This is a genomic window from Flavobacterium sp. UBA2787, assembly GCA_002352205.1.
GTDB lineage: Bacteria > Bacteroidota > Bacteroidia > Flavobacteriales > Flavobacteriaceae > Flavobacterium.
Genome location: DEHZ01000011.1, coordinates 1 through 16,789, shown reverse-complemented (window position 1 = coordinate 16,789; position 16,789 = coordinate 1). Strand labels below are relative to the sequence as shown.

Sequence of the window (16,789 nt, the reverse complement as noted above, 5' to 3'; positions counted from 1 at the left end):
TAACTTTGAATATTGATCTTTATATTCTTTATCAAATCTTACATAATATTTTCCAACTAAATGATCTCCTTTTAAACCAGAAGTTTCAGGTGTTTGTCCGTTTCCGAACTTTTGCCAAGCCAACATCGATTTACAAATATGAATTCCGCGATCATTGATGATTTGGGTTTTATAGACTTTTTTACCGGAAGCTTTGATGATTTCGGCTACTGAAAAGCCTAATAAATTATTTCGAACGTGTCCTAAATGCAACGGCTTGTTGGTGTTTGGCGAAGAATATTCTACCAGCACAGCCTTTTCAGAATTATTTTGAAGAACAAATCCGAAAGAAGCATCATTTTTTATTGACGAAAAGAAATTGATGAAATAGTCATCTGAAATCACAATGTTTAAAAAACCGGAAACAACGTTAAATTTTTCTACAACGGCAACATTTTCAACTAAATAGGTTCCAATTTTATTTCCAATTTCTATTGGATTTCCTTTTATCATTTTTACTAAAGGAAAAATAACAACAGTGATATCGCCTTCAAAATCCCTGCGGGTTGCCTGAAATTCTATCTTTTCGACAGTTACTTCAAACAAATTTAAAACAGCCTGTTTAATTGGCTCATTAAGGATTTTTGCAACATTCATGATTATCTATTTTTAAGGGTGCAAAGATATAGAAAAGTAAAAAATTGGCAACTTAAAAGCGATTCAAACTTTAGAAAATGACGATTTATGTAACAATTTGATACTAAATGAAATCGCACAATAAAATTCTCATTGTACTATCGTAAGAATTATCACTATTATTTTACTAAATTGTGCATTTCATCGACTTTATTTGCATTTAATCGATAAGTATCTTTTTATTTGCAGTGTCAAATTTCAATTAATTCTAGTTCACCCAAATTTAATAACATGAAAACGAAATTACTTTATTTACTGTTACTAATTCCATTAGTAGGTATTTCTCAAGCAATTACAGTAAACACTACAACTCACACCGTACCGGAATTGGTGACCGATGTTCTTTTAAGTTCTCCTTGTTTATCTGTTACAAACGTGAATTGGAGAACCGGTACAAACTATGGCTCTACCAACGGAATTGGTTACTTTGAAAACAATAATCCAAATTTCCCTATGCAAAGCGGGGTTATTTTGAGTACAGGAAATGTTTTAAATGCACCGGGTCCGAATAACGCAATGTTAAATGATGGTGATAACTCATGGCCGGGTGATACTGATTTGGAATCAATTTTGGCTGATGCAGGAATTTCAATGACATCCATTAATGCTACTGTATTAGAGTTTAACTTTACTGCTCTATCTCCTCATTTTGACTTTGACTTTTTATTTGCTTCGGAAGAATACGGAAACTTTCAGTGTCAGTTTTCTGATGCATTTGCATTCTTATTGACAAATCTAAATACTGGTGTTACCACTAATTTGGCTATTGTTCCGGGAACAAACTCACCTATCTCGGTTGTAACGATTAGAGACTTTTTATATAACTCTTCTTGTCCTTCTGCAAATTCTGAATATTTTGGTTCATTTAATGGTGGTGCAAACGCAAATTTATCACCTACAAATTTTAATGGTCAAACTGTAGTTATGAATGCTTCGGCAGTTTTAACACCGAACACACCTTATAAAATTAAATTAGTTATTGCTGACCGTGTTGATCCGGAATCAGATTCAGCTATATTCTTATCTGCCAATAGTTTTAATATTGGCCAGAATGTTTTAGGTAATGACTTAACAGTAGCTTCAAATACAGCACTTTGTAATGGAGAATCACATATAATAAATAGTGGTTTAAACCCAAGTGACTTCTCTTTTGTTTGGAAAAGAAATAATATTATTTTACCAGCTGAAACCGGTGCAAGTTTAACTGTAACTCAATCCGGCACATATGAACTTACCTATACAAATATTGCATTTCCGTGTCAAACAGTAACAGATTCTGTTCTTATTGAGTTTAATGGAGTTTTTAGCACTCCAAATCCTATCGATATATCAAAATGTGACACAGGTGCTTCATCTTATCAATTTAATTTAGCTATTAATACTCCTATTGTTACTTCGGGATTAAATGCTAATACTGTAGTTTCATATCATTCTACAGAGGCACAAGCTAATTCTAATACAAGTCCTTTGGCTAATGTAATAAACAGTACTGGTAATCAAACCATTTATGTAAGAATTAAAAAACATGACAGTGATTGTTATGTGGTTAAATCGTTTCAACTTTTAATTACCGATTTTCCTGTAGCAAATCAAATTGACGATATTATATCATGTGAGAGTTTAACTTTAGAAGACAGAGCGTGGTTTGTCTTTAATCAAACGATAACCAATAGCGTATTAGGAAGTCAGAATCCAACTAATTTTATTGTTGGTTATTACAGAACTTTAGAGCATGCAACCAATGCAACTAACGTAATAACAAACAATCAGCTGTTTACTCCTTCTACAACCATTTATGTTCGTGTTCAAAATGCAACAGATCCTACCTGTTTTTCTATTGCTCCTATCAATCTTGTGGTACAACAATTGCCATTGGTAGATAGTTTTGAAGATGTTATTGTATGTGTTAGTTATACATTAGAGGAAATTACCAATGGAGAATATTATACCGGTCCGAATGGAACAGGGGAACAAAAGTTTGCCGGTGATGTAATCACAGAAACGCAACGAATTTATATTTACAATACTTTACCAACAGTACCCTCTTGTCCTAATCAAAGTAGTTTTTTAGTTACTATTATTGATCCGGATGATATTTCAATTAGCGGAGGAGAATATTGTAATAGTTATACTTTACCTGCTTTAACATTTGGACAATATTTTACTGAAGAAAATGGTGGTGGTACAGAACTTTTTCCTGGAATGGCTATAACAACTTCGCAAACTGTACATTTGTATTATTTATCTCCAGAGCCACCTTTTTGTGCGATCGATTTAGGGTTTGACATTGAGGTTATTCCTGCTCCTGTAGTTGACTCATTACCAACCGTTTTTGACTGTACATCTTATACGCTTCCTGCATTAGCAAATGGAGAATATTTTGATGCTGCAAATGGAATGGGTAACGTTATTGATCCCGGAACAGCTATTACTGAAACACAAACAATTTATATTTATTCAGAAAACGGGATATGTACTAATCAATCAAGTTTTACTGTTTATATTGGGTTAGAAGCTCCATCTTCAACAACAGAGTGTGTTAGTTTTACACTTCCATCCTTATCAATTGGCGGGTATTTTACTCAACCAAATGGAGGCGGACAACAAATTCCTGCGGGAACTGTAATTAACACTACACAAACAATTTATGTTTATGCTCCAAGTCAATCTTCACCTAATTGTACAGATAATTTAAACTTTACAGTTACAATATCTTTGCCGATAATTGAAACTCCGAATGTTACTTCTGCTTGTGAAGTTTATACTTTACCTTCAATTCCTTTAGGAAACTATTTTACAGGTCCGAATGGTACCGGAAATCAGTTATCATCAGGAACAGAATTAACAGAATCACAAACAGTTTACATTTATCTTAACAATGGTCAAGGATGTCAAAATTCTGTTAGTTTTGAAGTAACCGTATTATCGCCTCCACAAATTGATTCACGATCAGATATTGATGGGTGTAATAACTATGTGCTTACTAACTTAGCATTGGGTAACTACTATACTGGTCCGAATGGAACAGGAGAAATGCTTCAAGGTGGTGATATAATTACAACTTCTCAACTGATTTATATTTATGCTGAAGAAAATGGTTGTTCTGCTGAAACAAGTTTCCAGATTAATGTATTCGAAATTCAAGCAGATTCATTATCAGATGTACAAGTTTGTGATAGTTTTATCCTTCCAACATTAACTGCTGGTAATTTGTATTACACAGCTATTGATGGCCCAAATGGATTTGGAACTGTATTGGCTCCGGGATCAGAAATCACCTCTACGCAAACAATTTTCATATACAAAGAAAATCAAATTCGTCCTGCATTTTCATGTATTGATCAAACTTCATTTACTGTTACAGTTTATGAAACACCGGATGTATTACCAATTCCTAATGTAAACGTTTGTAATTCATACATTTTACCTACACTAACTGTTGGAAATTATTTCACGGAACCAAATGGTGGGGGAACACAAATTGCAGAAGGAACAGAATTAACTGAAACACAAACTTTGTATGTTTATGCTGAAACGGCTACAAATCCAAATTGTTTTGACCAAGAAAGTTTTACTGTAACAATTTTTAATGTAGATGAATTAGATGATGTTACAATTTGTTCAAGCTATGTTTTACCAACATTAACAAACGGAAGATTTTACAACGGTCCTAACGGAACAGGTGGTCAAATTGCTTTTGGAAGTTCAATAGCTTCTACTCAAACCGTTTATATATATGCACAATCAGGGTTTTCTCCTAATTGTTCAGACGAAAGTTCTTTTGAAGTAACCATTATTCCAACTCCTGTTGCAAACTCAGTTCCGGCTGCAAATAGAACAGTTTGTGATGAAGATGGAACAAATGATGGCGTTACTAGTTTTACACTTAGTGATTTAAACAGTTTCGTTTTGGGAACTCAAACAGGAACAGAATTTACAGTTGCTTATTATCCAACATTGGCTGATGCAACGGCTGGAACAAATCCAATTACTGATACCACTTTGCAAACTGTTTATGTACGAGTGAATAACACCCTTGCTCCAGACTGTTTTGATATAAATCCTATAACAATTATTGTTCACAAAATTCCGGAACCAACTCCGGTAGGTGGAATTGTTTGTGTAGAAAGTGAAACAGGAAATCTATTAAATCCTTTCACAATTATAAGTGGGTTATCCTCTTCAACGCACACCTTTGAATGGTATTTAGACACAACTTTAATTGCTAATGCAACAGGAAGTACATTACAAGTTTCAGAACCAGGAATCTACAGTGTAATTGCTACAAGCAATGCAACTGGATGTTCTTCAGAACCAACGGAAGTAGAAGTTGTAGCTTCGGAACCAGCTGCTATCGGCTTTACTGTTAGTATGGCATTTAGCTCTACCAATTCAATCACAATTAATGCAACTGGTGTTGGCGGAAACTATGAATACTCATTAGATGGTGGTGCATTTCAAGATAGTCCAACTTTTGATAATGTTTCTTCAGGAACACACATAGTAACTGTAAGAGACAAAAATGGTTGCGGTAGCGTGACAGACGAAGTATTAGTGATAAATTATCCTAAATTCTTCACACCTAACGGAGATGGATATAACGAAACTTGGAATATTGTTGATTTAGAAGAACAATTAAATGCAGTAATCTTTATTTATGATCGTTATGGAAAATTACTTTCGCAAATCTATCCTTCTAAAAATGGATGGGACGGATTTTATAACGGAGCTGCAATGCCTTCAACTGATTACTGGTTTACAGTGACTTATGAAGAAAATAATCAAACCAAAGAATTTAAATCTCACTTTTCATTAAAGAGATAGTTTTATATTGTTTTGTTGTTTAGAAAATCAGACCTTCCTTGTGAAGGTCTTTTTTTTGTTAAATACTGTAACAAAAAATACTATTTACAGTCTACTATCTTAAAATGATAAACGTTTGTTAAAATTTTATAATACATAGTACTTTGTATTGCATAATAATAAAAAGCGAATATCTTTGCATCATCAATCAAAAAATCAATCAAAATGAAAATCAAAGCTACTCTACTGTTGCTTTTGTGTACTATCACTTTTTCTTTTGCACAAACGGCAACCGTTAACGGAAAAGTTATAGACAAATCCAACAACACCTCTATCCCCTACGCTACCATTGTAATAAAAATGGGAGACAAAGTTATCACAGGAGGAATTACAGATGAAAAAGGTGAATTTACCATTGATAAAATTGCCTATGGAAATTATGATTTTGAAGCACAATTTATTGGGTACAAATCACATTCTTCTAAAATAAATGTAACATCGAAAAATTTGAATGTTGGAACAATTTATTTATCTGAAGATGCCATGTCGCTCGCCGAAGTTGAAGTGGTTGGTGAACGCACAACTATTGAACAAAAAATAGACCGAAAAGTTGTAAACGTTGGACCCGATTTAATTAATGCAGGTCCAACAGCATCTGATATTTTAAATAATATTCCGTCTGTGAGTGTTGATCAACAAAACAATACAGTAACGCTACGTGGAAACCCGAATGTGCAGATTTTTATCGACGGAAAGCCTTCGCAAATGTCAGCTTCGCAAGCGTTGCAGCAGATTCCTTCCACTTCGATTAAGCAAATAGAATTAATTACGAATCCATCAGCAAAATACAATCCGGAAGGAATGAGTGGAATCATTAATATTATTTTGAAGAAAAATTCAAATTTAGGTTTTAATGGAAGCATAAACGCAGGAACAAATTTTGGTGTTACGCCAAAAGCAAATGCATCTTTAGATTTGAATTATAGAGTAAATAAATTTAATTTTTATACGACCTATTCTCTTAATCATGGAAAATGGAATAACAAAGGCTTTATAAACACAATCGATGCGTTGGATGCTGATGAATCCAATAGTTCAGTGTTTACCATCAACAATTTCAATAAAAATCATTTTGTGAAAGCCGGAGTAGATTTTTATGTAAATGAAAAAAATACAATTTCCTTTTTTACTAATCAAAATATAAATAATTCGGAAGGAGAATTTTATAACAGAATTGACTATTTCTCCGGGGTTAATCCTACTATCATACAAAATAACATTGCTTTAAACGAAAGTACCAATCAAGTGTATAATTTAGGTTATAAATATGAATTTGAAAAACCACAAAAAACTTTTGATGTAGAAATTAATTATAACCGGAACGACAGACCGGAGGACAGTGTATTTTTGGATGGCGACAATAACTTATTACAAACCAATCAAATTGAAACTGTTGGTCAAAACGTGATTGTGAACGTTGATTTTGTGAATCCAATTAACGACAAAACTAAATTAGAATTAGGTTTAGAAAGCAGATTTGACGGGACAGACAACACTTTTGATCGCGATTTCACCTATTTCTCTGATTTTGATTACAAAAGAAATATTCAAAGTGCCTATGCCAATTACGGAAAACAATTGGACAAATGGAGCTATCAAGTGGGTATGCGTTTAGAAAGTTTTCAAGTGGAAGCCAATTTTAGAAGAGTAGATGAAAATCCGGGACAATTTAAAGATGATATTTTTACAGTCTATCCTTCTGCATTTTTATCGTATGTTCCTACTGAAAAAAATACGTTTAATTTGAGTTATTCAAGAAGAGTAGATCGCCCAAATTTAGGTCAAGTGAACCCGATTAGAAATTGGAGTAGTCCTACCATTGATCAGGAAGGAAATCCAAACTTAGAACCTCAATTTACCAATTCTGTGGAGTTGAATTATACGCGTACAACAAAAATTGGAGCTATTACTTCCGGTGTGTTTTTTAGATATATCAACGACCCTATTAATCAGGTATTTATTCAAAGTCCATATGATCCAAACAAAAAGTTAATGACTTTTGACAACTTTGAAAGTACAACTGAGTATGGTATTGAAGCTTCCGGTAATCTAAATTTGAAAAAATGGTGGAGTGTGAATTATGGTGGTGATGTTTATTTTAGAAATGCAACGGGTGTTGTGGAAGATGTAAATCAAAATTTAGTTGAAAAAACGGTTTTATCAACTCCGTTTAATGCCCGAATGAACCACACTTTTAAAGCTAACAAAAAGTTAACCTTTACCTGGTTTGCTATGTATAGAGGTGGCGTAGAAGACATTCAGTTTAGTAACAAAGTGATGTGGAAAACCGATTTAGGAGCGAGATATTCTATCTTAAAAGACCAAGGTTCAATTAGCCTTCGTGTGAATGACATTTTCAATACGATGAGAGCTCGTTTTTATGGCGAAAATCCGGACATCGCAACCGGTCAGTTTAGATGGGAAAGCAGAATGGTTAACGTAAACTTTAATTACCGTTTTGGTGCAGGCAAAAACAGAGCCTTGCAACGCAAACAACGTGACCAGAACGAAACCCAAGGTGGTGGATTATTTTAAAAATTGGTTCTTTATATATTGATTTAGTTAATCAGCAAACCCGTAGTAGTGATACTTCGGGTTTTGTGTTTTAGAAAAAAAGAATTAAACTATTTGATTGCAATTTCTAATGAAAGGATTGATTGCACACAACCCTACCCCAGATTGCAACGGAAAGCATTTTGGGCAAAAAAGCTTAGCATTCTTAAAGCAAAAAAGCGACCAGAGGAAGCTCTTTTTGGTTTTTTAGAATGCTGCTTTTTTGCCCAAAATCTTGTAGTGAACCGTGCCTACCGGCAGGCAGGAAGCTGGAAAAAGGTTCAAAAAATCACCAACGAATAATTACACTTCCCCAAGTGAAACCACTACCAAATGCGGCTAACACTACCAAATCTCCTGATTTTATTTTTCCTTGTTCCCACGCTTCGGTTAAGGCGATTGGAATGGAAGCAGCTGTGGTGTTTCCGTATTTCTGAATGTTGTTATACACTTGATCATCTGCTAATTTGAATTTTTGTTGAATAAATTGCGAAATACGCAAATTCGCCTGATGCGGAATCAACATGTTGATATCGGAAACGTTGAGATTATTGGCTTGTAACCCTTCGTTAATTACTTCGCTAAAACGAACAACAGCATTTTTAAATACAAATTGTCCGTTCATGTATGGGAAGAAACTTTCGTCGTTTGGATCGTTGTCTTTAATAATGTCGGTCACCCATCGTTTGCCCATTCCGGGAGCAATAACGGCTAATTCTTCTGCGTGTTGACCTTCGGAGTGAAGATGCGTGGAGAGAATTCCTTTGGTTGTATCTTCTTCTCTTGAAAGTACAGCTGCTCCGGCACCATCGCCAAAAATTACTGAAACTCCCCTACCTCTTGTTGTCATGTCTAAACCATATGAATGTAGCTCGGAACCAATTATTAGAATGTTTTTATACATGCCGGTTTTAATGTATTGATCGGCAATGGAAAGTGCATAAACAAATCCGGAACATTGATTTCTGATATCTAAGGCTCCAACTGTTCGAAGCCCTAATTCTTTTTGAACCAACACGCCGGGACCAGGAAAATAATAATCGGGACTCAAGGTGGCAAAAACAACAAAATCTATCTCATCATTTGATAATCCTGAACGTTCAATGGCAATTTTGGCGGCTTTTACACCCATTGTTGTGGTGGTGTTTCCGTCTCCTTTTTGCACATGTCGTCGTTCCTTTATTCCGGTTCTTTCCTGAATCCATTCGTCATTTGTTTCAATAATTTTAGACAAATCGTCATTTGTTACCACATTTTCAGGAACATAAAATCCTAATCCGGTTATTTTTGAATGATACATAGTATGCTATTTTAATAAAATTAGTCTAACAAATTTAGCAATCTTTTAAAAATAGCCGTCATTGTTAACGTTTTTTTTATAAGTTGACAAAAAGCGACCTTGCAAATTTGGCATTATTGTTGCGAAGGTATATTCAAAATTAGCTTTTTGTTAAGACACTTTTTTGATTAAAACAGTATATTTGGAGTATGAAATACATTTTTTCCATTCTAGTCACCTTATGTTTTTCCCTTGTGGGAATGGCACAATTTGACACGGGCGGAAAATCAATTTCACCCAGTGGGAATTTCGGTATTACTCCGAGTGCTTCGGGAACTTCGATTTTTTCTCCTAAAGATAAAGAAGAAAAAAAATCAGATTCTTATTATGCTCCGCTTAGAAAAGAGAAAGAAATTGACTTGACCAAAAATTATGGTTTTGTAAAACCCGAACATAAACTTCAACCCAACTTGAATGGTGAAAGTGAAATGATGGAAGAATACAAACGCGGTAAACATTTTGGAAGTTTTATCAGTAAATCAAAGTTTGTTAAGGTTTTATGTCGTGATCATCAAGCCATTGATGGCGACCGTGTTAGCATTATTTTGAATGATAAAGTGGTAGAAGCTAATATTTTTCTGGATGCTGAATTTTCCGTTTTTTATATTGAATTAGCCCCCGGATTTAATAATTTGGAATTTGTGGCCTTGAATCAAGGTGACTCCGGTCCGAACACGGCTCAATTTGCTGTGTTAGATGAATTTGATGCGACCATCATGTCTAATATATGGAATTTGGCCACCGGAGCAAAAGCTACGATGAGCATTTTTAGAGAATAATTCTCAACCTACCTTTTCATCTTTCTTTATTTTAACAGATTTTTTAGAAGTTTGATTTTTATAAGTCTTATTTTAGAGCCTCAATAAATCAATCAAGAACTTTATGAAAATCAAATTACTATTACTTTTATGTGTGGGCTATTTTGCTTCGGCCCAAGAAAATTTATCGTATCAAAAGCCGCCTAAAGAAATTTTGGAATTGGCCGATTACGAAAGAGCTCCATCGGTAAACATGGACAGCAAAAAAGAATATATGCTGTTATCCTACCGAAGTACTTACAAAACCTTAGACGATTTGAATCAGGAAGAAATGCGTTTGGGCGGACTTCGTATCAATCCGGTGACCAACATTTCCAGCACAGTTACGTACATCACTAATTTAAAAGTTAGAAAAGTTTCTGAAAAAAATGAAGTGCAAGTAAAAGGATTGCCTGAAAATCCAAGAATTAGCAATTTAGGCATGTCGCCTAACGAAAAGAAACTTTCTTTTTCACACACCACAAACACCGGTGTAGAACTTTGGGTTTTGGATATAGCAACAGCTCAAGCTACAAAATTAACTGATGCAACGGTGAATGCCAATATGGGCAATCCGTTTAGTTGGTTTGCCGATAATCAAACCATTTTGGTTAGAATGTTGGTAAAAAACCGTCCGGCATTAATCGATTTAAAGAAAGATTTACCAACAGGACCAATTGTATCAACGGGAGATGGAAGTGTTTCGCAAAACAGAACATACCAAGATTTGCTGAAAAATCCGTTGGATGAACAAAACTTTGAAACGTTAATCACTTCAGAATTATACAAAGTTACCTTAGACGGAAAAGCAGAATTGTTTAAAAAAGCAGATATGTATGCCGGCGAGAGCATTTCGCCGGATGGCAATTATGTCATGATTTCAACCATTCAAAAACCGTTTTCTTATATCGTTCCGCTAAGTAGATTTCCACAAAAATCAGTGGTTTATGACAAATCAGGAAAAGAAGTAAAAGTGGTAAACGAAGTTCCGTTGACGGAAATCATGCCTAAGGGTTTTTCTTCGGTTAGAAAAGGAAAAAGAAGTATGGGATGGAGAAGTGACAAGCCTTCTACCCTATCATTTGTTGAAGCTTTAGACGAAGGAGATCAAGCTAATAAAGTTGATTTTAGAGATGAAGTATTTTTGTGGGATGCACCATTTACTGCCAATCCAACTTCATTGGTAAAAACTCAACAGCGTTATGCTGGAATCACTTGGGGAAATGACAATACTGCTATCGTAATGGATCAATGGTATGACACTAGAAACATGAAAACCTATATCATCAATCCATCTAATCCTGCTCAGGCTCCAAAGTTGATTTCGGATAGAAATTACCAAGACATTTATTCTGATCCGGGAAATTTTGAAACAAAGAAAAATCAATATGGTAGATTTGTATTAACGTTGGATAATGACAAAGCATATTTGGTTGGCGATGGATTTACGAAAGAAGGACAATTTCCATTTATTGATGAATTTAATTTAAGCACGTTAAAAACCAAGCGTTTATATCAATCGACTTATAAAGATAAAAAAGAAGATATCATGTCGGTAGAAGATGTGAAAAAAGGTGAAGCTTTGGTAATGATTCAGTCTAAAAATGAATATCCGAATTATTACTACAGAAATTTTAAATCAAAAGGAAAATTAACGCAATTAACCAATTTTAAAAATCCGTTTGCGAGTATTGAAAATGTGCACAAAGAAGTGATTAAATACAAACGTAAAGACGGTGTAGAATTATCCGGAACATTATATCTTCCTGTTGGTTATGATAAAACGAAGAAAGAGAAAAAACCGCTTTTAATTTGGGCTTATCCTGCTGAATACAAAGACAAAAACTCGGCCGGTCAAAGTGATAAAAACCCAAATGAATTTACATTTCCATATTACGGTTCGTTTGTCTATTGGGTAACGCGTGGATATGTGGTTTTGGATGATGCTTCTTTCCCGATTATTGGTGAAGGAACTACCGAACCAAACGACACATTTATTGAACAATTGGTTGCTAATGCCGAAGCTGCGATAGATGCTGTAGATAAATTAGGATATATTGACCGCAAAAAAGTTGCTGTTGGCGGACATTCCTACGGTGCTTTTATGACAGCTAATTTGTTGACACATTCTAACTTATTTGCATGCGGAATTGCAAGAAGTGGAGCTTACAACAGAACCTTAACTCCATTTGGTTTCCAAAGTGAGCAACGCAATTATTGGGATGTTCCTGAAGTATATAACTCGATGTCGCCTTTTATGAATGCTCACAAAATGAAAACGCCGATGTTACTAACGCACGGTGAAGCCGATAATAATCCCGGAACATTTACCCTACAAACCGAACGTTATTTTCAAGCATTGAAAAACTTGGGTGCTCCGGTTAGAATGGTAATTTTACCAAAAGAAAGCCACGGTTATGTTGCCAAAGACAATATTTTGCATTTGCTGTGGGAACAAGATCAGTTTTTAGAAAAGTATTTGAAGTAGGTTGAGGATTGTTTCAGGTTTCAGGTTGAGATATACCGCTCAGAATAACTTGAAACTTTATAATACGGAAAAGCTTCTAATAAAAAGTAAATAACCCTGAAGTTGAAAAATTTCGGGGTTTATTTTTGGGATAAAAACAAAACTGTTTGGTTTTCGAGGTGATTTTCATTTTCGAAGAATAGAATTCCTTCGGGATAATGAGATTCGATTAGGTAATGATTTCCACGAAAATAAGCGTTTGACACCGTTACTTTTAAGTTTGATTTCTCTACTATTTTCAGTTGATGCGGATAAATCAGCATACGTTCATTTTGATTAAAATAGAAACCCGGAATTTCATTGACATCGCCAAAAAGTGAGGCTATATATTTAGAATTTGGGTTATTATACAATTCTTTTGGGGAATTTTCTGCAACAATTTTTCCGTCTTGCATAACCACTACCGCATCAGCAAAAGAAAGTACATCGGTACTGTCATGGGTGGCAACTAAAGTGGTTATATTTTTACTTTTTAGATATGTAAATAATTTTCTGCGTAAACTGTTTTTTCTAAAATTATCGATATGACTAAATGGTTCATCAAGCAACAAAACTTCTGGTTCCAAGGCCAAAACACGTGCTAAAGCGACACGCTGCATTTGTCCGCCGCTTAAATATTTTGCTTTAATGTTGGCAAATTCGGTCATTTCTACGATTTCGAGTAACTCGGCAATGCGTTCTTTTTTTTGTTCTGGATAAAAGTTAGAAAGGTATTTACCTACGTTTTCTGAAACTGTTATAAACGGCATCAAATCGAAATCCTGAGCGAGGTATTTCATGAAAGGCATTCCGGGAATAAGATGGAATTTTGGACCGAGTACTTCCTGATTATTCCAAAAAATTTGACCTTCATCTAAATCATACAACCCATAAACAAGTTTTAAAAGGGTGCTTTTCCCGCAACCGCTTTCACCTATGATAGCCAAGTTTTTCCCTTTTTGAAGAGAAAAATTCACTTGTTTGATGTCTTCGCTTTTATCGTATGAGAATGAAATTTGAGTAACTTGTAACATAAATTGAAATTGCTAACAAATTTAAACTAAGTTATCCTTTTAAGTGAATTTTTAGAAAAAAAAGAAGGTCAGTTTGCAATTATTTACTTTAAAGCAATTCATCTTTCTTAACATTTTAATAAATTAATAATATAATAAAACTTAGACTTCATTTTTATCATCTTTTTATTAAAAAATTTGATGAAAATAGATTTATTAAAACGATAATCAAAGTGCTTATTTATTACAAAAAGTATAATTTTTTACCTTACTAATTATAAATTAGATAATCTCTTACTATTTAAAAAAAGGAAAAAGACTACATTCACCAATACAACAACACAACATTCTGCAAATATTGTTATTTAAAACATGTAGAATCATACTAATTAAGCAATTGTCAAAACCCTTGAAATACAGCTATTACAGTTGATTTCATTTCTACGAAAACGTTTTAATTGGTTGTATAGTTTTTGTACAGTTACATAAAAATGATTATAAATAATATAAAATTAAATTTGAGAGTCAAATAAATCAATTTAATAATGAAAAAAATTTACTCTCTCATTTTTCTAATGATCATATCGTTAGTAAATGCACAAACGGCTGCTCCAACGCAACCCCCCAGATTACCCTCTGATGTGATTTCAGTTTTTTCAGGAGCTTATACAAATGTTGCTGGAACTAACTACAATCCAAACTGGGGGCAAGCTTCAAACTGGCCTAATAATTTTGCAATAACTGCTTATGGTGGTGATGATGCTTTAAGGTATCAAAATTCTGGAGCTTATCAAGGTACACGACTTGGGTCTAACATCAATGTGACTGATATTAACAAATTACACGTTAATATATATTCGCCAACGATTACTTCTTTACGATTATTTTTAATTAAAACAGACGGTGGTACAGTTGAAAGATTTGTAACAGTACCATTAACTCCAAACACATGGAATACTGTTAATATAGATGTTAATTCCACTACCTTTCCTGGTTTAGATTTGACACTTATTCGTGAAATAAAATATGATAATTTTGGTAATAATCAAATATTAATTATTGATAACTTTTATTTTTGGAGAGAAGCTGGGTCAGATCCATCACCTACAATTTCAAATTTTCCAGCGATTGCAAAAGTTACTGGAGATGCACCATTTAATTTAACACAACCCACTAGTGATAGCCCGGGTGCATTTACTTATTCTATTAGCCCTGCTGGTATTGCGACGATTAGTGGTAATACAGTTACTGTTACAGGTGTTGGTACAGCAACGATAACGGCCAATCAAGCAGCCGTTCCAGGACAATTTGCCGCAGGAAGTATTACAACAACATTAACTGTAACGCCACCGGCTGCTCCAACACCACCAGCTAGGAATTCATTTGATGTAATTTCACTCTTCAGCGATAGTTATGCCGTTTCTACACCTCCTACTTGGGGTGGTCAAGTAGGTTCAAACATACAAATTTCTGGAAATAACACAAGACTATTCACTAGTTTTACAAATGGTCAAATTGCATTTGCAGCCACCAATGTTTCACAAATGACACATGTTCGTGTAGATGTTTACTCTGTGAACTTATCTCCTATGTGGTTTTTCTTGGGTTCTGCTGGAGCCTCTAAACGATTAACTCTTACTACTCCTGTTAACGGATGGACAACTTTAGATATCCCTTTATCGGATTTTACCTCTAGTCCAACAGGTGGTGCTATAAATCTTAATGCTATTAATCTTTTCAGATTTGAAAACCCTGTAGGTGCAACTGCACCTCCAAGAACTATATATATTGATAATATTTATTTTTACAGACCTGAAACCGATGCCCCTCCAACCCTAGGAGCGTTTACAGTTCCTACTAAAGTATTGGGTGATGCTCCTTTCAGTTTAACTCCACCAACTTCAAACAGTTCAGGTGCGTGGTCATACTCTATTAGTCCAGCAGGAATTGCTACTATTGATGGTGATGTTGTAACGATAATTGGCGGTGGTACAGCTACAATTTCGGCAAATCAAGCCGCTGTTCCCGGCGAATTTGGACCAGGTCTTGCTTCGGCTGCTTTTGTAGTGACCTTCCCTGAACCTGGACCTTCACCAACACCTCCAGCTAGAGATGCTAATAGAGTTATTTCCCTTTATACTGGTGATGAGTCTATCTATGCTACAGTTCCTAATTATAATTTAGGACAAGCATTTTGGTCTACCGGTGGAGGAAGAATATTAACCGAAATTCCTAATGGAACAAATACCGCTTTTCGTGTAGATGGCCTAGGCTTTATGGGATTGATTGATATAGGAGATCCACCACCATTAAATAGAGAAAGACGGATTAATCTTGAAGGAACCGGAATGACACATTTAAATATTGACATTTATTTAGATGCACCCCGACCAAATTTATTTTTAGTTCTTTTAGCACCAGGTGATCGACTTTTTAATACAGGTCCGCTTGCCGCAGGTTGGAATACTGTTAGAGTTCCTTTGACAGCATATCCAGGAGCCTTGAATGATATTTATGGAATAAAAATTGAGCAGAATTATGCTGCACCATTTCGTTTGTTTATTGATAATATTTATTTCAGTAATGACTTTTTTACATTCTATGCAGATGCTGATGGTGACGGTTTTGGCGATTTAGCTACAACAATATTAGCAGAAACTGCCCCTGTTGGATATGTTTCCAATAGTACTGATTGTGATGACACAAACGAACTTATTTGGCAAACTGGTGATTTCTATATTGATATTGATGGAGATGGCTATAGTTTCGATGGTATTTTATATTCTGTTTGTTATGGTTCATCTACACCTGAATTTTATAACACAAGCTCACTAGGTACAGATTGTAATGATTTTGATTCAACAGTTTATCGAAATGCTGAATTTTATGCAGATGCAGATGGGGATGGTTATTCACCAACACCTAGCACAATAGTTACAACTGTATGTTATGGGGCTACACTTCCTGTATTGCCAGGTTTAAGTCTTGCTTCGAACCTCGAAGTTGATTGCAACGATAACAACAACACCGTTTATCCCGGAGC

The 16,789-nt window shown here is 34.7% G+C and carries 7 protein-coding genes and 2 pseudogenes; 6 read left to right on the top strand and 3 right to left on the bottom strand.

Features of this window, described 5'->3' with window-relative positions:
- Positions 1-636: pseudogene (gene argS / locus B4N66_RS16365) on the bottom strand (arginine--tRNA ligase); the annotation flags it as partial.
- A 270-nt stretch (positions 637-906) separates the two neighbouring features.
- On the opposite strand from argS, the gene B4N66_RS10085 reads away from it, so the two are divergent.
- From B4N66_RS10085 to B4N66_RS10075, 3 genes are all read left to right on the top strand, one after another.
- Positions 907-5,499, top strand: coding sequence for a T9SS type B sorting domain-containing protein (locus B4N66_RS10085; protein ID WP_291094455.1), 4,593 nt, complete (start codon positions 907-909; stop codon positions 5,497-5,499).
- Between the two features lie 204 nt (positions 5,500-5,703).
- The gene (locus B4N66_RS10080) at positions 5,704-8,073 is read left to right on the top strand and encodes an outer membrane beta-barrel family protein (RefSeq protein ID WP_291094454.1); all 2,370 of its coding nucleotides are present in this window, start codon (positions 5,704-5,706) and stop codon (positions 8,071-8,073) included.
- Between the two features lie 93 nt (positions 8,074-8,166).
- Positions 8,167-8,394: a hypothetical protein gene (locus tag B4N66_RS10075; RefSeq protein ID WP_291094452.1), complete on the top strand. Its 228-nt coding sequence runs from the start codon at positions 8,167-8,169 to the stop codon at positions 8,392-8,394.
- Here the strand turns inward: B4N66_RS10075 and B4N66_RS10070 are convergent.
- Positions 8,381-9,391, bottom strand: coding sequence for a 3-oxoacyl-ACP synthase III family protein (locus B4N66_RS10070; RefSeq protein ID WP_291094449.1), 1,011 nt, complete (start codon positions 9,389-9,391; stop codon positions 8,381-8,383). The genes B4N66_RS10075 and B4N66_RS10070 overlap by 14 nt on opposite strands.
- Positions 9,392-9,579: 188 nt before the next feature.
- Between B4N66_RS10070 and B4N66_RS10065 the strand changes: the two genes are divergently transcribed.
- Together B4N66_RS10065 and B4N66_RS10060 are read left to right on the top strand one after the other, a co-directional pair.
- Entirely contained in the window at positions 9,580-10,209 is a 630-nt protein-coding gene (locus tag B4N66_RS10065; RefSeq protein WP_291094447.1) for a hypothetical protein, read from the top strand.
- Between the two features lie 103 nt (positions 10,210-10,312).
- Entirely contained in the window at positions 10,313-12,715 is a 2,403-nt protein-coding gene (locus B4N66_RS10060) for a S9 family peptidase (protein ID WP_291094445.1), read from the top strand.
- Between the two features lie 119 nt (positions 12,716-12,834).
- On the opposite strand, the gene B4N66_RS10055 is transcribed toward B4N66_RS10060, so the two are convergent.
- Positions 12,835-13,767, bottom strand: coding sequence for an ABC transporter ATP-binding protein (locus B4N66_RS10055; RefSeq protein ID WP_291094443.1), 933 nt, complete (start codon positions 13,765-13,767; stop codon positions 12,835-12,837).
- A gap of 524 nt (positions 13,768-14,291) precedes the next feature.
- On the opposite strand from B4N66_RS10055, the pseudogene B4N66_RS10050 reads away from it, so the two are divergent.
- Positions 14,292-16,789, top strand: a pseudogene (locus tag B4N66_RS10050) (hypothetical protein); the annotation flags it as partial.

Excerpts from the sequence above, each read along its gene's own strand:
- B4N66_RS10080 (WP_291094454.1), top strand. The coding sequence starts at position 5,704 with ATGAAAATCAAAGCTACTCTACTGTTGCTTTTGTGTACTATCACTTTT.
- B4N66_RS10055 (WP_291094443.1), bottom strand. The coding sequence starts at position 13,767 with ATGTTACAAGTTACTCAAATTTCATTCTCATACGATAAAAGCGAAGAC.
- B4N66_RS10085 (WP_291094455.1), top strand. The coding sequence starts at position 907 with ATGAAAACGAAATTACTTTATTTACTGTTACTAATTCCATTAGTAGGT.
- B4N66_RS10060 (WP_291094445.1), top strand. The coding sequence starts at position 10,313 with ATGAAAATCAAATTACTATTACTTTTATGTGTGGGCTATTTTGCTTCG.
- B4N66_RS10065 (WP_291094447.1), top strand. The coding sequence starts at position 9,580 with ATGAAATACATTTTTTCCATTCTAGTCACCTTATGTTTTTCCCTTGTG.
- B4N66_RS10070 (WP_291094449.1), bottom strand. The coding sequence starts at position 9,391 with ATGTATCATTCAAAAATAACCGGATTAGGATTTTATGTTCCTGAAAAT.